Annotated in this window: 15 protein-coding genes and 1 pseudogene; 10 read left to right on the top strand and 6 right to left on the bottom strand. The window is 67.2% G+C overall.

Annotated features, from left to right (window positions below):
* The first annotated feature begins 34 nt into the window (after positions 1-34).
* The gene (locus tag QC826_RS30940; RefSeq protein WP_279763842.1) at positions 35-1,258 is read left to right on the top strand and encodes a DNA cytosine methyltransferase; all 1,224 of its coding nucleotides are present in this window, start codon (positions 35-37) and stop codon (positions 1,256-1,258) included.
* Positions 1,259-1,346: 88 nt separating this feature from the next.
* Here QC826_RS30940 and QC826_RS30935 read toward each other — a convergent pair.
* Positions 1,347-2,270 (bottom strand): annotated as a pseudogene (locus tag QC826_RS30935) (Eco29kI family restriction endonuclease).
* Positions 2,271-2,554: 284 nt separating this feature from the next.
* On the opposite strand from QC826_RS30935, the gene QC826_RS30930 reads away from it, so the two are divergent.
* From QC826_RS30930 to QC826_RS30915, 4 genes are all read left to right on the top strand, one after another.
* Positions 2,555-2,986, top strand: coding sequence for an STY0301 family protein (locus tag QC826_RS30930; RefSeq protein WP_279763841.1), 432 nt, complete (start codon positions 2,555-2,557; stop codon positions 2,984-2,986).
* Positions 2,987-3,172: 186 nt separating this feature from the next.
* Complete coding sequence (locus QC826_RS30925; protein ID WP_279763840.1) at positions 3,173-3,562, top strand: hypothetical protein; 390 nt, start codon at positions 3,173-3,175, stop codon at positions 3,560-3,562.
* The gene (locus tag QC826_RS30920; RefSeq protein WP_279763839.1) at positions 3,556-3,942 is read left to right on the top strand and encodes a hypothetical protein; all 387 of its coding nucleotides are present in this window, start codon (positions 3,556-3,558) and stop codon (positions 3,940-3,942) included. Before QC826_RS30925 ends, QC826_RS30920 begins: the two co-directional genes overlap by 7 nt.
* A gap of 125 nt (positions 3,943-4,067) precedes the next feature.
* A complete protein-coding gene (locus QC826_RS30915; protein ID WP_279763838.1) occupies positions 4,068-4,424 on the top strand; it encodes an addiction module antidote protein in 357 nt (118 codons plus the stop codon).
* A gap of 98 nt (positions 4,425-4,522) precedes the next feature.
* Here QC826_RS30915 and QC826_RS30910 read toward each other — a convergent pair whose 3' ends face one another.
* From QC826_RS30910 to QC826_RS30895, 4 genes are all read right to left on the bottom strand, one after another.
* The gene (locus tag QC826_RS30910) at positions 4,523-5,644 is read right to left on the bottom strand and encodes a hypothetical protein (RefSeq protein ID WP_279763837.1); all 1,122 of its coding nucleotides are present in this window, start codon (positions 5,642-5,644) and stop codon (positions 4,523-4,525) included.
* Between the two features lie 305 nt (positions 5,645-5,949).
* Positions 5,950-6,351 (bottom strand): type II toxin-antitoxin system MqsA family antitoxin, encoded by a 402-nt coding sequence (locus tag QC826_RS30905; RefSeq protein ID WP_279766638.1) that lies wholly within the window; start codon positions 6,349-6,351, stop codon positions 5,950-5,952.
* A 77-nt stretch (positions 6,352-6,428) separates the two neighbouring features.
* Positions 6,429-6,806 (bottom strand): hypothetical protein, encoded by a 378-nt coding sequence (locus QC826_RS30900; RefSeq protein WP_279763836.1) that lies wholly within the window; start codon positions 6,804-6,806, stop codon positions 6,429-6,431.
* Between the two features lie 14 nt (positions 6,807-6,820).
* Positions 6,821-7,168, bottom strand: coding sequence for a hypothetical protein (locus QC826_RS30895; RefSeq protein ID WP_279763835.1), 348 nt, complete (start codon positions 7,166-7,168; stop codon positions 6,821-6,823).
* Between the two features lie 560 nt (positions 7,169-7,728).
* Here QC826_RS30895 and QC826_RS30890 point away from each other — a divergent pair.
* From QC826_RS30890 to QC826_RS30870, 5 genes are all read left to right on the top strand, one after another.
* Positions 7,729-7,983: a type II toxin-antitoxin system Phd/YefM family antitoxin gene (locus tag QC826_RS30890; RefSeq protein ID WP_279763834.1), complete on the top strand. Its 255-nt coding sequence runs from the start codon at positions 7,729-7,731 to the stop codon at positions 7,981-7,983.
* 120 nt (positions 7,984-8,103) lie between these two features.
* A complete protein-coding gene (locus QC826_RS30885; protein WP_279763833.1) occupies positions 8,104-9,564 on the top strand; it encodes a DUF3375 domain-containing protein in 1,461 nt (486 codons plus the stop codon).
* Positions 9,551-10,279, top strand: coding sequence for a DUF4194 domain-containing protein (locus QC826_RS30880; protein WP_279763832.1), 729 nt, complete (start codon positions 9,551-9,553; stop codon positions 10,277-10,279). Before QC826_RS30885 ends, QC826_RS30880 begins: the two co-directional genes overlap by 14 nt.
* On the top strand, positions 10,276-13,668 hold the full coding sequence (locus QC826_RS30875; protein ID WP_279763831.1) for an ATP-binding protein: 3,393 nt from the start codon (positions 10,276-10,278) through the stop codon (positions 13,666-13,668). Before QC826_RS30880 ends, QC826_RS30875 begins: the two co-directional genes overlap by 4 nt.
* Entirely contained in the window at positions 13,652-14,902 is a 1,251-nt protein-coding gene (locus QC826_RS30870) for a DUF3322 domain-containing protein (protein ID WP_279763830.1), read from the top strand. Before QC826_RS30875 ends, QC826_RS30870 begins: the two co-directional genes overlap by 17 nt.
* Here the strand turns inward: QC826_RS30870 and QC826_RS30865 are convergent.
* Positions 14,884-18,009 (bottom strand): DUF4214 domain-containing protein, encoded by a 3,126-nt coding sequence (locus QC826_RS30865; protein ID WP_279763829.1) that lies wholly within the window; start codon positions 18,007-18,009, stop codon positions 14,884-14,886. The two genes, QC826_RS30870 and QC826_RS30865, sit on opposite strands and share 19 nt — an antisense overlap.
* Positions 18,010-18,038: the final 29 nt, after the last annotated feature.

Here is an 18,038-nt window from a genome sequence, read left to right as displayed (position 1 = left end):
CAACATCGATTCGTTCCGGCCCTATCAGAAAACCATGTACAACCCGCCCCTCACCTCCGCCCTGACGGACAAGCGCCCAGCGGTCCTTCCCCGCGCCCTGGAGTCCATCGAGCTGTTCGCCGGCGCCGGCGGGCTGGCGCTCGGGTTTTCCGGCAACGACGTGCGGCACCGGGCGGTGGTGGAGTGGAACAGCCACGCCTGCAACACCATCCGCAACAACAAGCGCAACAACGTGGCGCCGATCAGCCACTGGCCGGACGTGACCGAGGGCGACGTCAAGAACTTCGTCTACGCGGGCCACCAGGGCATCGACCTGATCACCGGCGGGCCGCCCTGCCAGCCCTTCTCCATGGGCGGCAAGCACGGCGGCTTCCTCGACGAGCGCGACATGTTCCCGCAGGCGATACGCGCGGTGCGCGAGGCCAAGCCGCGCGCCTTCGTCTTCGAGAACGTGCAGGGGCTCACGCGCGCGGCCTTCGCCGACTACTTCAGCTACATCCTGCTGCAGCTGGAGTTTCCCTCGCTGGCGGCCAAACCCAGGGAGCAGTGGCCGGACCATCTGCGGCGCTTACAGAAGCACAAGGCCGGCGGCAAGGCCAGCGAGTACCACGTCTACCACCGCCTGGTGAACGCGGCCAACTACGGCGTGCCGCAAAAGCGCATGCGGGTGTTCTTCGTCGGCTTCCGCGCGGAGGACAAGATCGACTGGGAGTTTCCGCGCGAGACGCACAGCCACGACGCGCTGCTGCTGTCGCAGTGGCATACCGGCGAATATTGGGCGCGGCACCGGGTGGCGGCCAGGAACCGGCCGGCCCGGCCGGAGGGCATGGACAAGAAGCTCAGCGCCATCCTGGCGGCGCATCCGAACGCGGACGTGCTGCCCTGGCTGACGGTGCGCGACGCCATCGCCGACCTGCCCGACCCGGAGCGCCAGCCGAGCAAGGAGCTGCCGCAGGCGCACCGCTTCCAGCCGGGCGCGCGCAGCTATGTGGGCCACACCGGCAGTCCGCTGGACGAGCCGGCCAAGGCGCTCAAGGCGGGCGACCACGGCGTGCCGGGCGGCGAGAACATGCTGCGCCGGCCGGACGGTTCGGTGCGCTATTTCACGGTGCGCGAATCGGCCCGCATCCAGACCTTCCCGGACGACTTCATCTTCGACGGCACCTGGTCGGAGACCATGCGCCAGCTGGGCAACGCGGTGCCGGTGCGGCTGGCGGCGGTGATGGCCGAGCAGGTCTGCCGGCTGCTGCGCGACTAGCCTCGGGCGGCGCGCGGCGCGGGCGGTGGCGCCGGCGGCGGCGGGCCGCGCCCGGCGCAGCGGCGGCTGCGGCTGCGGCCGTCGCCGGCTAGTGGTCGGGGAACATGGGCAGCGTTTGCGGCACGGCGTCCTTCAGTTCCACCGGGCCGCGCTTGGGCGTGTAGAAGTGCTCGGTGCTCAGCTGGCGCATGTCCTCGGTGAAGCGTTCGAAGATCTGCTGGATGTCGCGGTACGGCGGGTGCGCGGCCAGGTTGGCGGCGATCTGCTCGACGATCAGTTGCGCCGGCTTTTGGTTCTCCGTCGTCGCGTCGGCCCATTTGCGGCCGGGGTGCATGGTGTCCCAGGGCGAGCGCTTGTTGACGCGGGTTTCCGAGCTGTCGCCGTGCTTGCCGAGGCCGAAGCAGATCTTGGTCTCGGAGTTCCAGATCGGCTTGAAGAAGTTGATCAGGTAGTCCTCGGCCGATTTTTAAAAGCCGGTCTGGACGATCAGGAAGCGGCAGTCGAAGTCGTCGATGCTGAGCGTGCTGTCGGCCTTGCGGATGCTGCCGGCGTGCTCGTTGAGCCGGGCGGACAGCTTGGCGCCCTGGCTGACGGCGTCCTTGGCGGCGGGGTTGTCCGGGTCGGCCTTGCCGACGTAGATCGGGTGGTCGGTGCCGCGCAGCGGCGCGTAGGGCGCGAAGTCGCCGCGGTAGTAGATGGCGTAGACGCCGGCGCCGTAGAACTCGGGAATGGCCGCCAGCGGGTGGCGCGGCTGCGCCACCAGGGTCAGCGCGACCACGCGGCCGGCGGTGTTGGGGTCGGACGGGTCGAAGATGGCCGTGGGCCGCCACACGGGGTCGAGCCGGTCGGAGGCGGCCTTCAGCTGCGCGGTGATCTGCTCCAGTTCCAGCCGCGCCTTCTTGATGGCGCGCGGGTCGTCGCCGGCGTCGGCGGCGGCGATGCTGTCGGCAACGCCGTGCAGCTGCGCGAGCAGGGGCGCGAGGGGGGAGAACGGTTTCTTACTTGTCGCCATTTGGCTCCTCAAATTTGTCGCCTTACTCCACCTAAGTTCGCGGGGTGCCGCCGACAAAGGCAATGCCCTTCCGCGCACGACTCCCAGCCGGGATGCCCACGGATTCTACTTCATGCCCGCCGGCCATTGCGGCTTGACTGAAGCGTCGCCTGTTGTTGGCCGGCACACCTCTCGGCCATTACAGCCACGCTTGCGCTCGCGCAAACAGAAAAAATGCGCGAGGACAATAATTTCGGACACCGTCTTGGCTTCTACGCCATGCCTGACATATTGTGGAAGCCTGCATGACTCGCTTTCAACCGATAGCTATTTCCGCCCTCGTCCTGCTGGCGCCATTGGCCGCAGCGGCGGAGCAACGCATCGAGTGCCCCGGCGAAATTCCGCAAGCCTCGGTCAAGTTGACGAACACTCCGCCCGGATGGCAGACCTATGTTGCAGCCCCGCTCTTCCTGCACAACGCCGCCCCGACAAATGGACCGCCCCAGGATCTCGGGCAAATGATCGGCGACACCGTGCGCAAAAGTAAGACCGAATGGATCGACAAGTACAGCCTGGAAGGACGCTATCCAAACGGAAAGTGGTTGCAATGCGACTATGGCGTTCTCAATGAAATTTCGCTGTCAAAACGGCTCGACGACGATACCAAGGAATGCACAATTTCCGGCAAGAAGGGCGAAAAGGCCGGCCAAAATTTATTCACTATTCGCTGCAAGTAGGCGCCGCGACGTGCTCGTGCGCAAGGAGTGGTGCCGCCCTCGCAAATTGCGGACTGCCAGTCCGCGCTCGACGAGCAGGATCAGGAAAAATGAAAAGGCTGCTATTGCTCCTTGGGACCACTGTCCTACTATCGTCCGGTTGCGATTTTCTTTGGTGCTGTGCAAAACGATGCGAGGCATAGGATCGTGAACAAAGAGAGAGAAAACTTGAAGAGAATCCTAGCAGTCCTCGTTCTCCTGGCGAGTGCTGTTGCGTTTGCTCGCAGCGAACATGCATGGACATTCATCAATCGTCCGTTCAAGGGTGACTTCGCGGTCTATGGCGGCGGGCTTGGCGATACGGTAGCGCCCACGCGCACGGACAAGAAGATGGCGTTTTGGATACGCGGGCCGGTCGCGAAGGAAATGTTCGCGGCGATGGGGCCGGATCTGAAGGGAGTTTGTGGCACTGAGAGCGGCGGTCGAATGCGCCAACGGGCTGAAGTCAGCTGCTCCTACTTCCCCGCTAGCGGCTACCAATGCGATTTCGGCTTCGATCTAATAACCGGCCGTAGCATCGGAGGGTCGATATGCTGAAGAAAATCATCGTGGCGCTTGCGGCATCATGTGCCGTCATCTCGGCCCAAAATGCGATGGCGGTCTGGGAGTACGCGCACCGTGCCTTTTCGGGGAAGTATGTGATTTATGGCGGCTTCCTGGGCGAATCGATAGCGCCCTCGGCGGGAGATATCAAGGTCGCGTTCGACCTTACGGGCAACCCGGCAAAAGAGATGTTCGATGGCATAGGCCCCGATTTGAAGGGAGGCTGCAACACTCCCGGGCTTCGAGTACGCCAACGGGATATGCTCGTATGCCGTTATCGCCCGAAGGATGGCTACTGGTGCAACTTCGGTTTCGACCTGTCTACGGGACTGAGCATTGGCGGCTCAATTGGCGGCACGGTGTGCAAGGATTGATCGCCAGTTCTTCCTGCTCCCGCTACGTCGTTATTTTCAGTTCGCGGGAATCAAATGGCCAGCTTGACATCTAAATCATAGATGGGAAGGTCCAAGAGGGCTGCCTGGAAACAGCAGAAAACCTGATGAACAATGATCAATTTAACATCGAGAAAATAAAAGCCCTTACCGAGTACGAGGCGGCCGATTACTTGCGCACCGAGGAAGCTCTGGTGACGTTCATCAACGAGTTCCTTGCCGACTCTGACGCGACCATGTTTGCGGAAGCGATACTGGTTGCTTGCAAGGCGAAGGGCATGACAGAGGTTGCAGGCAAGGCCGGCATCGCTCGCGAATCGCTGTACAAAGCACTTCGGCCACAGAGTCAACCCAGGTTTGACACCATCCTAAAAGTGTTGCACGCGATCGGGCTCAGACTGGTTGTTCAGCCAATTTGTGCTGAGAGTAGCGATCGATCTCTCGGCAATGGCACAACTTCTTAATGCCAGGATGCGTGTGATGACATGCCTGGTCGCCGCCCAGCAGCGCGCGAGCGGTGACGCATCCTATCGACACGCTGCCGCGGCGCAGGCCGGCGCCGTTAAAACCACGGTTCGCCGTAGCCCGGGTCTTTGGCGACGATGCGGTAGCCCTTCAGCCAGGCCTTGAGTTGCTTGCGGTCGCTGAAGGTGTCGAGGTCGGCCTCGATGTAGTTGACGTTGGCGCGCATCGCGGCGATGTCGGCGCGCAGGACCCGCATCATCGCCTTCGGCGTGCTGTGCTGGCCAACATCCCAGCCCATGTCGAGCGAGAACGCGCTTCCCAGCGCGAGGATGTCGAATTTGATTTCGTCGATCTGACCGCCGAGCATCCGGTTGAATTGCTTGATCCGCTCGTCGTCCAGGTTGTCCAGGCCGGTCTGGTCGATCTGCTCGACCTCCAGTTGCAGCTCCAGCAGGCCGAGCAGGTCGTTCGCCGCATACGCCGCGTTGGCGCGCTGCATCAGCGCCGTCTTGCGCCCGTGCTCGGCGGGATCGGTCTCGCGGTCCGGGTGCAGGGCGCTGGCGAGCTTGCGGAAAATGTCGCGCACCGACTGCTTGAGCTTGAGCTCCTCGGCCTGCTGGCGTGCCTCGCGCGCGCTCAGTTTGACCGGCTTGGCCGGTTTGGCCTGCGCGGCCTGTTCCTGTTGCTGTCCCGCCTCGCGCTCGAGCGCCTCCATCTTCTTCTGCATGGCCTCGAGGAAGGCGCGCGGCGAGCTGAAATCGACGTCCTCGCCCAGTTCGACGCCGGTCGCCTCGCCCACCATCTGGCGTATGAGCGCCTTCTCGGCGTCCATCTCCGAATCGAAGTCGCATCCGCTGTGCTTGTTGTAGATCTCCTTGATCAGCTCGTCCTCCTCGTCCATCTGCATCAAGTCCCGGGCTATCGTGCAGATCATGTCGGCCAATTTTTCCCTGTCCGTCTTGCTCATCGTCCTGTCGGAACAGGCCTCGTCGAGCTGCACCAACAGACGCCGGCGATGGGCGTCGAAGGTGCTCGCCAAGGGCTTGTACTCGTCGTCGGCCAGCGTGCGTATCTTGGGCAACTCCTCGCGCCACAGCGCCAGCCTGACGCGTTCGGCTTCGAGCTTCTTGACCAGGGTGTTGAACTGTTTGCGTACCCGCGACTGCGGGCCGGCAGCGGGCGTGGCGATGCGGACGGTGTACTGGGTGGTGAGCGGCATGGGCGTTGGCGCGGGCGCGCGGGTCAATTGCGGGAAGCCGCCATTATAACGGCGCGGTAAAGCGATTCCGAGGTCAAAAAGAAGCTCGGGAGGCTTTGACCTCGCTGAGCCAGGCGGACAGCTAAGGCACCCAGGCTGAAGGCATCCTTGGCGGCGGGGTTGTCCAGGTCGGCGGCAGCTGCGCGAGCAGGGGCGCGAGTGAAAGAGAACGGAAAATGAAATCGATCCTTATTTTAACTTGGCCTCCAAAATAAAATAGCGCAGCGCGCTATTTAAGTTTCCATCATTGCGTCGGTTCAAAAAGCTCAGGAGGCTCTGACCTCGCTGAGCAGATAGGGGTGGCGATCCAGCAGCTTGAACAACTTGACCAAGGCCAGCGGCGGCTTGGTTTTGCCGTTCTCGTAGCGCGAGAATGCGTTGATGCCACCGCCGAAGATTTCGGCGGCTTCGCGCTGGTCAAGACCGAGCTTCTTGCGCACGGCGGTGATAAAGTCGGGATCGACAATGGCTGCATTCACCTGCTTGGAGAAGGCCTGCATTTCACGCATGACGCGGTTCGATTCCGCCGCATCCATGATGGACTCGGCGCAGGCCGGGCAAAAGTCGCCCGTCACGGCGGCGATGACGGTGCTGTCACCCTTGTAGGTGTAGGGCATGTCGCGGGTGTCGTGGATCAGTTCGGCCGCGCCGCAAACAGGACATTTCATGTTCATCGCTCCTTGAAGGACACAATCAGCACGCCATCAACAACCGTCAGCTTCAGGTACCCCGACGGCCGCATCAGTCAGTCCGGCGACGATAGCGAGTAGTCAACCCGACGTTCACCAAGCCTACCGAAGTCATCAATTCGCGCGACGTGAAATCCGGCCGGCAGCATGTTTTTCCGGATCGCCGGATCGACAAGCTCGCGTAGCGACGGTTCACCTTGCGCCTCCCTGTCGACGTTGACCCAAAAGGGAAAATCGTCGTAGCCATACTCGTCATTGTCGGCGACGATCACATCAATATCGCCCAGCCGCCCCTGGAAATAGTGGCCCGTCGAATAGTTACTGCTTTCCCGTTCCGTGTACGCGCTGATGCCAAGCGCCTGGAAAAATGCGGCAGCAAAGGAGGGCAGCGTCGTGCAATTGTCATTTGCACACAATAAATTGAGGTCTTCCATTTCCATCCTCCGTCTCATGGCTTGACAAGGATCGCCGGTTGATCCGGCAGCATTCCCGGGGGAAACGCCCCAAGCGTTACTTTGCGGCCAAGAATTGCCGACCAATCGCTTGCCCAGTGGCGAATTAGGGGATATTCCGACTGGATTTTCTTAGGATGAACAAAACCAGCAATCCTCTTGGACATCGCATACTGGCGGGTAAGCTGAGCACTCACGACAAAGTAATCGATATCGCTACTTGCGCCAAACCTCGTACCCGTCGTGACATTATGGCCGACGACCGAACTGCCACGTACACCAATTACCGCGTCGTGAATTCCGTGTATTCGCAAGGCATCAAGAAGCTGTCTCGATGCCAGCAAGAACTGCGACTCCCCTGCGAATCCTAATGGAACTGAGCGACGGGCGCCACTGATCGGTTCGCTAGTCATCGTTTCAGAACCAAAGTCCTGTTTGAGGTGTATTTTACTGCGTTGCCGCAGTGCGAAGTCTACCGGCTCGGCCGCGCGGCGGCAGACTGCTCATGGAGCTTTCTACGCAAACGAATATTGTCGAAGACGAACGAGACCAATACGACATTCAGTAAAATCATCATGGCGTCCTCGCCAAGAAAATGCCAAAATATCCAAGACGCGGCGGAGCACACCACAGCCACAACGCATAGCAGAACGCGATCCTCCATTTGTTTGCCTCCGACAACTTGCACACGTTCCAGTACCGATGGAAATTCGCCCTCGCACCGTCCTTTGCTGATCCTCTTGGACCGCAAGAGCGCGCGCAGGACAAGCCAGCATAAATTCGATGCGTCCGGCGGATGTTGACGATCGTCAGGCCGCTAGGTCATCGAATCTGCCGGCACTTTGGTGCATTGTTGCGAGCCTCCTCCGCTTATCGTAACGTCGCTACAAAAAGGAGGTGCGCCATGTCCATCACCACCATTTCCAGTTCGGAGTTCCAGCAGAACGCCAGCGAGACAATGAAGGCGGCAAACCTTGGGCCGGTATTCATCGTGGAAAATGGGCGTCCGGCACATGTGCTGCTGAGCATAGAGGAGTACCAACGGCTCACCGTCGGCGATCAAAAAACCTCCGACCTCCTGTCCATGCCCGGAACCGAAGACATCGAGTTCGACATCGTCCCGTCGCGCGAGCTGGCCCAAGGCGCGGACTTCTCCTGATGCCCGCCGGCACAAATCCAAGGCCGAAATCGCGCGACATCTAGCCCGCAGTCCCCCAGCACCGCTGCCAGCAAAGCAAGCTTGCCCGCCCCGCCACACAATCTGCCTTAAAATGGCGGCATGAAAGCCGACAAAGCCCTCGCCGTCTACCGCCGCATGCGCGGGCAGCCCTTGTGGCGCCTGCTCGCCTCGGGCAACGGGCCGACCGTGCTGGGTCTGCTGCAAACCCATCTGTACGACCACGAGCGCAGCCTGCCGGCGTCGATCCTGCACGAGCGCATCGAGCGCGAGCTGGAGCGCCTGCGCAACCTGGGCGAGGACTGGGGGCCGACGGCGCAGACCTACGTCGCCGGCTGGCTGGCCGAGGGCTACCTGGAGCGCCGCTTCCCGGCCGGCGCGGCCGAGGAGGAGTACGAGCTGTCGAGCGCCACCATCGAGGCGATCCGTTTCATCTCCGGCCTGGTCAAGCCGCACGCCTCGGCCACGGAAAGCCGCCTGGGCCTGGTGATCGACGCGCTGGCCCGCCTGTCCGACGACACCGACAGCGACAAGGCGCGCCGCGTCGCCCGCCTGCGCGCCGAGCAGGAGCGCATCGAGCGCGACATCGCCGCCATCGAGCAGGGCGTGCTGCACATCCTGCCGGAGGCGGCGGCGCTGGAGCGCACGCGCGAGGTGATCAAGCTGGCCGACGACCTGGCGGGCGACTTCCGCCGCGTGCGCGACCAGTTCGAGCAGCTCAACCGCGAGCTGCGCGAGCGCATCATGGAGAACGACGGCAACCGTGGCCAGGTGCTCGACTCGCTGTTCGCCGGCATCGACCTGATCACCGAGAGCGACGCCGGGCGCACCTTCTCTGCCTTCTGGCGCCTGCTGACGGACCCGGAGCAGTCGGCCACACTGGAGCAGGCGCTGGACCAGTTGATGTCGCGCGACTTCGTCGCCGGCCTGGAGTCGCAGGAGCGGCGCTTTTTGCTGCGCCTGACGCGCACGCTGCTGGAACAGGGCGGCATGGTGCACGACGTGCTGCAGTCCTTCGCGCGCAGCCTGAAGAACTTCGTGCAGAGCCGCGAGTTCCAGGAGCAGCGCCGGCTGAACCAGCTGCTGCGGCGGGCGCAGCTGGCGGCGCTGGCGCTCAAGGACGAGGTCAAGACCACCGACACGCTGGCCTTCACGCTCACGCTCACCAGCAGCAAGCTGGCCTCGCTGTCACAGTGGCTGCTGCACGACCCCACGCTGCAGGCGCTGCCGGGCAAAATGCGCGACGGCGAGGCGGCGCCGATCGACCTGGAGTCGGTCGGCGAGCTGGTGGCGCAGTCGGAGATCGACTTCCGCAGCCTGAAGGCGGACGTGCGCGCCGTGCTGGCGCTGCGCTCGCAGGCCTCGGTGGGCGACGTGCTGCTGGCCCACCCGGCGGCGCAGGGCCTGGGCAGCGTGCTCGGCCTGCTGGCCCTGGCCAGCCGCCACGGCGTGGCGGCGGCGGCGCAGGAGACCGTCAGCTGGACCGGCGGCGACGAGCAGCGCCGCAGCGCCCGCATCCCCACCATCTACTTTGTCAAGGAACGCGCCGATGAACTGGTCTGAACCACAACACGAGACCGACACCCCGGCCGTCCCCGAGGTATCCACCATCGCCAGCGAGGCCGGCGAGGGCGCGCCGCCGAGCACAGCGCTGTTCAGCGGCGACAGCGGCGAGCTGCCGCTCGACACGCGGCGCGCGCTGGTGCAGCTGCTGTCCGGCCCCGCGCTGGACGGCCGCCGCCACGCCAAGCTGTGGCCCATCCTGTTGCGCGACGAGGTGACGGTGCGGCGCCGCCTGGCCGAGCTGTTCCTCGAGCTGGTGATCGACCGCGACATGCAGGTCGCCTTCACCCGCCAGGCCGACACCGGCGACCTGGAGGTGCCGCTGCTGCTGCGCCGCGCCCAGCTGACCTTCATCGATTCGATCCTGCTGCTCTACCTGCGCCAGCGCCTCACCCAGGCCGACGCGCAGGGCGAGCGCGCCGTGGTCGACCTGAGCGAGATCGTCGACAACCTCACGCTGTACGAGCGCGCCGCCAGCACCGACCGCGCCGGCTTCACCAAGCGGGTCAACGCCTCGGTGGAGAAGATCAAGAAGCACAACATCCTGCAAAAGATCCGCGCCAGCGACGACCGCTTCGAAATCTCGCCCACCCTCAAGCTGCTGTTCTCGGCCGAGGAGATCCAAACGCTCACCGGGCTGTACCAGCGCATGGCGGCGGGCGACCCGGCCGCGCTGGGCAAGCAGCCCACGCCCGACGAGGAGGACGAGCAATGACGCCCGGCGCAGCGACATCGGCACCAGCGCCGGCCGCGCCGTTCTCGCGCGAGCAGTTCCGCATGGCGCGGCTACAGGTGTTCAACTGGGGCACCTTCAACGACCTGCACGAGGTGCCGATCAGCGAGCGCGGCTTCCTCATCGTCGGCCGCTCCGGCGCCGGCAAGTCGACGCTGCTGGACGCCTTTTCGGCGCTGCTGGTGCCGCCGCGCTGGGTCGACTTCAACGCCGCCGCGCGCGAGGCCGACCGCGCCGGCCGCGACCGCAACCTGGTCAGCTACGTGCGCGGCGCCTGGGCGGCGCAGAGCGACGCCAGCTCGGGCGAGTACACCACGCGCTATCTGCGCAGCGGCACCACCTGGTCGGCGCTGGCGCTCAACTACCAGAACGCGCTGGGCCAGCAGGTGACGCTGGTGCAGCTGTTCTGGCTGCGCGGCGGCGCCAACGGCAACACCGACGTCAAACGCTACTTCCTGATCTTCGAGCGCGCCTTCGACCTGCGCGAGCTGAGCGAATTCGGCGACAGCAATTTCGACGTGCGCAAGCTCAAGCAGACCTTCCCCGAGGCCCACGCGCGCGACGAGTTCCGCCCCTACTGCGAGCGCTTTTGCCGCCTGCTCGGCATCGACAGCGAGATGGCGCTGCGCCTGCTGCACAAGACCCAGTCGGCCAAGAACCTGGGCGACCTGAACGCCTTCCTGCGCGACTTCATGCTCGACAAGCCGGAGACCTTCGCCGTGGCCGACCGCCTGGTCAGCGAGTTCGGCGAGCTCAACGCGGCGCACCAGGCGGTGGTGACGGCGCGCCAGCAGGTGCAGATGCTGGTGCCGGCGCGCGAGCGCCACCAGCAGATGCAGTCCATCCAGCTGCAGCGCAACGGCCACGAGGAGCTGCGCGCCGGCATACACAGCTACCGCGAGCGGCGCCGCATGGCGCTGCTGGAAACGGCCCTGGCCGCCCTCGCCGTCGAGCTGGACGGCCACGCCGGCCAGATGCGCCGCCAGCAGGACACCCTGGACAACCGCGGCGCCGCGCTACGCGACCTGGAGCACCAACGGCGCGAGGCCGGCGGCGGCCAGATCGAGCATTGGGAGAACGAGAAGAAGGGCCTGGAGGAGCAGCGCGGAGAACGCCTGCGCCGGCGCGGCCAGGCGCTGGCCGCCTGCACCGCGCTGGGCTGGACGCTGCCGGCCACGCCGCAGGGCTTCGCCGAGTTGATCGGCCAGGCCCGCGAGGAACTGGCCCGCTGGACCGCCGGCGGCCTGGCCGAGGAGCCGCTGCTGCTGCTCGGCCAGGCCCGCGCCGAGGCGGTGGCCGAGCGCGAGGCGGTGGCGCAGGAGATCGCCTCGCTGCGGCGCCAGCCGTCCAACATCCCGGCGCAGATGATCGCGCTGCGGCGCGACATCGCCGGCGCCATCGGCGTGGCCGAGGCGGCCCTGCCCTTCGTCGGCGAGCTGCTCGAGGTCAAGGCCGAGGAGGCGCCGTGGCGCGGCGCCGCCGAGCGCGTGCTGCACGGCTTCGCCCTGTCCATCCTGGTCGACGAGGAGCACTACGGCGCGCTGGCCAACCACATCAACGGCGTCAACCTGGGCCGCCGGCTGGTGTACTTCCGCACCGGCCGCGCCGAGACGGCGGCCGCGCGGCCGCTGCGCGCCAACTCGCTGGTGCTCAAGCTGAAGGTCAAGGACGGCGCCCACGCCGACTGGCTGCGCGCCGAGCTGCGCCAGCGCTTCGACTACGACTGCGTCGAGTCGATCAGCGCCTTCCGCGCCGCCAGCGAGCGCGCGCTCACGCGCGAGGGCCAGATCAAGCACAGCCGCACGCGCCACGAGAAGGACGACCGCAGCGCCATCGACGCGCGGCAGAACTGGGTGCTGGGCTTCGACAACCGCGAGAAGCTGGCCCTGTACGAGCAGCAGCAGCGCGAGCTGCTGGCCCGCGTGGCCGGCTACGACGCCGAGCTGGCGCAACTGCGCCGGCAGATGGCGGAGAGCGGCGCGCGGGCGCTGCAATGCCAGGCGCTGGTCAACCTCCAATGGCAGGAGATCGACGTGCAGCCGATGGTGCAGCGCATCGCCGCCATCGACCACCAGCTCAAGGCGGCCCGCGAGGGCAACGCCGAGCTGCGCCAGATCGACGCCCGCCTGCGCGAGCAGGAGGAGCTGGTGCGCCAAGCCGCGCACAGCTTGAACGAGACCGACGTCGAGCACCGCACCTGCCAGCGCAAGATCGACGAGCACCGCGCCCAGTTGACGGCGCTGCGGCAGGACGCCAGCATCGTCGCGCCCACGCCGCACCAGCAGCAGGGGCTCGACGAACGCTACGCCGCCCTGCCCGACGCCGTCACGCTGCGCACGCTCGACGGCGCCGACCGCGCCGTCAGCAGGGCGCTGGGCGCCGACATCGAGCGCCTCAACCAGGACATCGCCCAGTGCGAAAAATTCGTCGAGGCCCGCTTCAGCGCCTTCATCAAGGAGTGGAAGGCCGACTCGGACGGGCTGGACGCGGCGCTGGCGGCCGCGCCGGACTTCTTCGCCAAGCTGGCGCGCTTGGAGACGGACGGCCTGCCGGCGCACGAGCAGCGCTTCTTCGAGCTGCTGCAAAACCAGAGCAACCAGAACCTGGCGGCGCTGTCGACCTATCTGAACGACGCCCGCAAGGCCATCCTGGAGCGCATGGAACTGGTCAACGCCAGCCTGCGCCAGGTGCCGTTCAACCAGAACGCCGGCCAGAGCACCACGCTGCACATCCTGCCGAGCGACCGCCAGCTGCCCGAGGTGCGCGAGTTCAAGCAGGACATCCAAAAGGCGCTGAGCAACGCCTGGGGCGAGGAACGCGAGGCGGCCGAGGCGCGCTTCGTCGCCCTGCGCGGCCTGGTCAACCGGCTCGGCAGCCAGGAGCCGGAGCAGCGCCGCTGGCGCGAGGCGGTGCTGGACGTGCGCCTGCACGTCGAGTTCACCGGCAAGGAGATCGACGCCGACGGCAACGAGGTCGAGGTCTACCAGAGCGGCGCCGGCAAGTCGGGCGGCCAGCGGCAGAAGCTGGCCACCACCTGCCTGGCCGCCGCGCTGCGCTACCAGCTGGGCGGCAGCGACCACGGCCTGCCGATGTACGCGCCGGTGGTGCTCGACGAGGCCTTCGACAAGGCCGACAACGAGTTCACCGCGCTGGCCATGAACATTTTCGCCAACTTCGGCTTCCAGATGATCGTCGCCACGCCGCTCAAGTCGGTGATGACGCTGGAGCCCTTCATCGGCGGCGCCTGCTTTGTCGACATCCGCGACCGCAAGGTGTCCGGCGTGCTGATGATCGAATACGACGGCGAGCGCCAGCGTCTGCGCCTGCCCGAGTACGCCCGCCAGGAGGCCGCCCTTGAAGCTGCCGGCTGACGTCGCCCTGCTGCTGGCCAAGCGCTTCGCCAACCAGCACCGCGACTGGCTGGCCGCCACCACGCCGGAACAACAGCAGCAGCACTGGCCGCAGGTGATCGCGCTCGGCCTGCCCACCGAGCAGGCCGCGCTGCGCCAGGTGGACGCGGTGCGCGCCTGGGCCGAGGCCTGGCGCGCCTGGCGCGGTCCGGGCGAGCTGCGCTGGACCGAGCGGCGCTGGAAGGTGCTCGGCACGCAAAGCCTGCCCGAGTCGCTAACGCTGCACGAGCCGGCGCAGGCCGCCATGTGGAGCGGCGAGCACGAGCGCTGGCAGCAAGCCGCCGCCCGCTTCCAGCTAATGACGGCGCGCTGGCCGGCGCTGGCCGGGCGCTTGCCGCGCCTGTTCGGCGTGCTGGCCGACTACGCCGACGCCGACTTCCAGCGCCTGCTCGACCTGCTGGCCTGGCTGCTGGCCCATCCCCGTTCCGGCCTGTATCCGCGCCAGCTGCCGCTGGCCGGCATCGACTCCAAATGGATGGAGCAGCGCCGGGGCGTGCTGGTCGACCTGCTGGCGGCGCTGCGCGCCAGCCCGCAGGCGCCGGACGGGCCCGGCGGAACGGACCGGCCGGACCAGGACGCCGGCTTCTACGCGCTGAGCGGCCTGCGGCGGCCGCCGGTGCAGCTGCGCATGCGCGTGCTGGACGCGCGGCTGCGCGCCCGCCTGGGCGGCTTGGGCGACGTCACCGCGCCGGTGGAGGAGCTGGCGCGGCTGGACCTGCCGGCGTCGGTGGTGCTGATCGTCGAGAATCTGCAAACCGGCCTGGCGCTGGCCGACCTGCCCGGCACGGTCGCCTTCATGGCACTCGGCTACAGCGTCGACCTGCTGGCCCAGCTGCCTTGGATCGCGCCGGCGCGCTGCCTCTACTGGGGCGACATCGACACCCACGGCTACGCCATCCTGCAGCGCGCCCGCGGCCACCTGCCGGGCCTCGCCTCCGTGCTGATGGACCAGGCCACGCTGCTGCGCTTCGCGCCGCTGTGGAGCGACGAGAAGGTGCAGCACGGCGCCGACGAACTGGCCGCGCTCACGGCGGAGGAAGGGCTGGTGTATCGCGGCTTGAAGCAGCAGCGCTGGCGCCCCAACCTGCGCCTGGAGCAGGAGCGCATCGACTGGGACTTCGCCTGGGCGGCGCTGGCGCCGGCGGCGCGCGGCGCCGGCGACAGCGCCGCCCCGCCTCAGTGGAACAAGTCGTAGGCGAAGCCGTTGCCGATCCGGCCGATCAGCGCCGCCTGGTTCTCCGCGCTTTCGCTGAAGGACACCAGCACGCTCTCGCGCGCCTCGCCGCCGTGCAGCAGGTCGAGCCAGTGCTGGACGCCGGCGCTCTCGCCGGCGCGGTGCAGCACGTTGCGGTAGAGCAGGTTGACGAAGTCGGCGTCGCTGGGCGCGCTGCCGTACTGGTTGACGAACTCCTCGCTGACGATGAACTGGTGCGCCACGTCGCGCAGCGCGCCGCCCTTGTCCAGCGTCCAGATCCACAGGCCCAGGCCGGCCTGGTCCGGCGCCCGGTTGAAGGCCGCCTGGTACAGCCGGTAGGCCTGGCCGCCGTTGCCCTCGACGTCGAGCGCCCAGGCCTGGTTCTGGAACAGCAGGCGTTCAACGCCGCTCAGCGTGTCGCCGGCGGCGCCGGCCCAGGCCTTGACGGTGGCCTGGCCGGCGCCGCGCGCCACCTCGAACCAGCTCCTGGTCTGGTTGTAGTAGACCGTGTCGATGCCGTTGCCGCCGTCCAGCCGCAGGCCCTTGCCGCTGCCGAGCAGGTAGTCGTCGCCGTCGCCGCCGACGGCCACCGTCGGCGCGGTGCTGTAGTGGTAGCTCTCGGCGCCCGCGTGGCGGTTGCCGGCCAGGTCGAGCAGGCTGCCGCTGGGCAGTGTCAGCGTGTAGTCCATGCCCGGCCGCAGCGCCTCGCGGGCCTCGATCAGCAGCAGGTTGCCGACCGCCTGGCCGTGGCTGCCCGCTCCGCGCAGCGGCACCAGCACGCCGTTGGCGTCCGTCAGGGTGATGCCGGCGGCGTCGCCGAGCATGACGCCCTCGTTGAAGGTGAAGACCAGCTTGTCGCGCAGGCCGATGGCGCCGCCGGCGTTGCTCGCGCCGGTCAGCAGCGGCACGGCCAGGTCGCCCGCGGTCGGCGTCACGGCCAGCGTGTAGCTGCCGGTCTGGTAGCCGTTGCCGTAGGCTTCCAGATAGTAGTCGCCCGTGCTGGCGGCGATGTAGGAGATGCGCGGTTCGCCGGTGGCGCTCGACGAGACGATGATCGGCCCGACGTCGTAGCTGCCGGGATAGTGCAGGCGCATGCCGGTGCCGTAGTTGGCGGTGTCGAGCGTGCCGCCGCCGCTGACGGCGCCGTACAGGTCGAACACGTAGGTGCGGCCCGCCTCCAGGTGCACCTTGACCCAGTCGCGGTCGTCCTGGAAGCCGATCCGCCCGGCCAGGCGGCCGGCGGCCGGCAGCACGCCCTCGGTGTAGCGGCCGGCGGCGTAGTCGTCGGCGCCGTAGGCGGTGGACTGCAGCGTGTAGCGGCCGCCGGCCGGGCCGAACTCGTCGTCGCTGGCGACGGTGAAGTAGTAGTCGCCGCCGTTGACGGCGGTGAAATAGCTGAGCGGCTTGCCCTTGCCGTTGTACAGGGTGTGCAGCGAGCCGTACTGCGCGCTGTTGTCGATGCCGCGCAGGGTCAGCCGCGGATACCAGTCGGGGCCGGCGCCGAGCGGGCTCAGCTCGAGCGAGTAGGTGTGGCCGGCCTGGGCGCTGATCTTGTACACGTCCTTGTCGTTGAACAACTCCAGGCGGCCCGCCGTCAGCACCCCGTCCGCCAACGGGGCGGCATGGGCGGCGTCGTTGCCGACGTCGTCGGCCACGCCCAGCCGCGCCGTCATCTGGTAGCTGCCCGGCACGCCGGCGGCCGCCGCCACCTCGACATAGTAGTAGCCGCCGGCGCCGGCGACGAAGGGCAGCAGGGGCTTGCCCGGGTTGAAGCCCGGCATCGCCGCCAGCTGCGCGCCGTGCGCGTCGAGCACGCGCAGGGTCGGGGTGAAGCCATAGCCGGACCAGCCGGCGTCGGCCTTGAGCCCGGCCAGCGAGAACCAGTAGGTGGCGCCGGGGTTGAGCCAGACGGCGAACCAGTCGCGGTCGCCGGCCCCCAGCGTCGCCGCCAGCGTGCCGCCGATGCTCAGGCGGCCGGCGCCGGCCGGGTTGGCGGCGTAGTCGTCGGGCGCCGGCTCGGCCTGCAGGGTGTAGCCGGACGGCGCCGCGTCGGACGCGCCGTTCGAGCCGGCCGCCAGGTAGTAGGCGCCGCTGCTGGCCGGCGTGTAGGAGTAGTGTCCGGCCCGGTCGTAGGGGGTGCTGCCGATGACCGCGCCGTCGGCCCCGCTCAGCGTCAAGGTCAGCGCGCCGCCGTCGGCCGCCTGCAGGTCGAACTGGTAGGTGGTGCCGGCCTGCAGCTCCAGCTTGAACATGTCGACGTCGCGCGCCAGCTCGATGCTGCCGGCGACGGCGCCGCCGCCGACGGCGAGCGGCGTGGCCGACGCCATCGTGTTGCCGTGGTCGTCGGCGGCCGAGGACGGCGCGCTCAGCGTGTAGTTGAACGACACGCCCGGCGGGTAGTCCCGGTCGAGCGAGACGTCGAGCGAGTAGACGCCGTCCCGCTCGGCCTTGAAGGTGGTCTCGTAGGCGTTGCCGTCCCAGTTGCTGCGGGCGCCGCCGAGCGCGTTGCCGGCGGCGTCGCGGATCACCAGCTTGGCCTCGTCGGCCCAGCGGTAGGCGTCGCCGCTCAGCTGGAAGCGGTAGCTATGGCCGGCCTCCATGGTGAACTTGAAGCGGTCCTCGTCGAACCAGCTCTCCAGCACGCCGCTGCTGCGGCCGCCGTCCAGCAGCCGCCCCGGGCCGCTGTCGTTGATCGAATAGTCGTCCAGCCGCTGCTTGAACACCAGCTCGTAGTGGCCGGCGACGGGGCCGTCCACCGCCAGGAAGTAATCGCCCGCGCTGGCCGGCTCGAACGGGAAGCCGAACGGCCCGATCAACCGGCCCTGGGTGTCGTACAGCCTCATGTTGGCGACATCGACATTGCCGTTCTGGTCGCTCCAGCCGACCGAGTAGTGCTGTCCGGCCTCGACGTGGAACTTGAACCAGTCGACGTCGCCGACCGTCTCGAACACGCCGCGGCTGCGGCCGCCCAGCGCCAGCACGCCGCTGCTGGCCACGCCGGCGGGAAAGTCGTCGGCCACGGCGGCGGGAAAGTCGTCGGCCACGGCGGCGGCCAGGCCTTGGCCGGCGGGGTGGGCGGGGCGGGGCGGAAGCGTCGGCTTGGACATGGTGGCGGCGGTCGGATGGGCGGACTGCC

The organism is Rugamonas sp. DEMB1, from assembly GCF_029834475.1.
GTDB lineage: Bacteria > Pseudomonadota > Gammaproteobacteria > Burkholderiales > Burkholderiaceae_D > Rugamonas > Rugamonas rubra.
Note: the sequence above shows the minus strand (reverse complement) of the source record. Positions and strands in the feature narration are given on the sequence as shown.

What these genes read in the sequence shown, in the direction of transcription:
- QC826_RS30905 (WP_279766638.1), bottom strand. Translation starts at nt 6,351, where the DNA reads ATGAAATGTCCTGTTTGCGGCGCGGCCGAACTGATCCACGACACCCGC.
- QC826_RS30920 (WP_279763839.1), top strand. Translation starts at nt 3,556, where the DNA reads ATGCTGAAGAAAATCATCGTGGCGCTTGCGGCATCATGTGCCGTCATC.
- QC826_RS30930 (WP_279763841.1), top strand. Translation starts at nt 2,555, where the DNA reads ATGACTCGCTTTCAACCGATAGCTATTTCCGCCCTCGTCCTGCTGGCG.
- QC826_RS30890 (WP_279763834.1), top strand. Translation starts at nt 7,729, where the DNA reads ATGTCCATCACCACCATTTCCAGTTCGGAGTTCCAGCAGAACGCCAGC.
- QC826_RS30880 (WP_279763832.1), top strand. Translation starts at nt 9,551, where the DNA reads ATGAACTGGTCTGAACCACAACACGAGACCGACACCCCGGCCGTCCCC.
- QC826_RS30865 (WP_279763829.1), bottom strand. Translation starts at nt 18,009, where the DNA reads ATGTCCAAGCCGACGCTTCCGCCCCGCCCCGCCCACCCCGCCGGCCAA.
- QC826_RS30910 (WP_279763837.1), bottom strand. Translation starts at nt 5,644, where the DNA reads ATGCCGCTCACCACCCAGTACACCGTCCGCATCGCCACGCCCGCTGCC.
- QC826_RS30885 (WP_279763833.1), top strand. Translation starts at nt 8,104, where the DNA reads ATGAAAGCCGACAAAGCCCTCGCCGTCTACCGCCGCATGCGCGGGCAG.
- QC826_RS30900 (WP_279763836.1), bottom strand. Translation starts at nt 6,806, where the DNA reads ATGGAAGACCTCAATTTATTGTGTGCAAATGACAATTGCACGACGCTG.
- QC826_RS30940 (WP_279763842.1), top strand. Translation starts at nt 35, where the DNA reads ATGTACAACCCGCCCCTCACCTCCGCCCTGACGGACAAGCGCCCAGCG.
- QC826_RS30875 (WP_279763831.1), top strand. Translation starts at nt 10,276, where the DNA reads ATGACGCCCGGCGCAGCGACATCGGCACCAGCGCCGGCCGCGCCGTTC.
- QC826_RS30915 (WP_279763838.1), top strand. Translation starts at nt 4,068, where the DNA reads ATGAACAATGATCAATTTAACATCGAGAAAATAAAAGCCCTTACCGAG.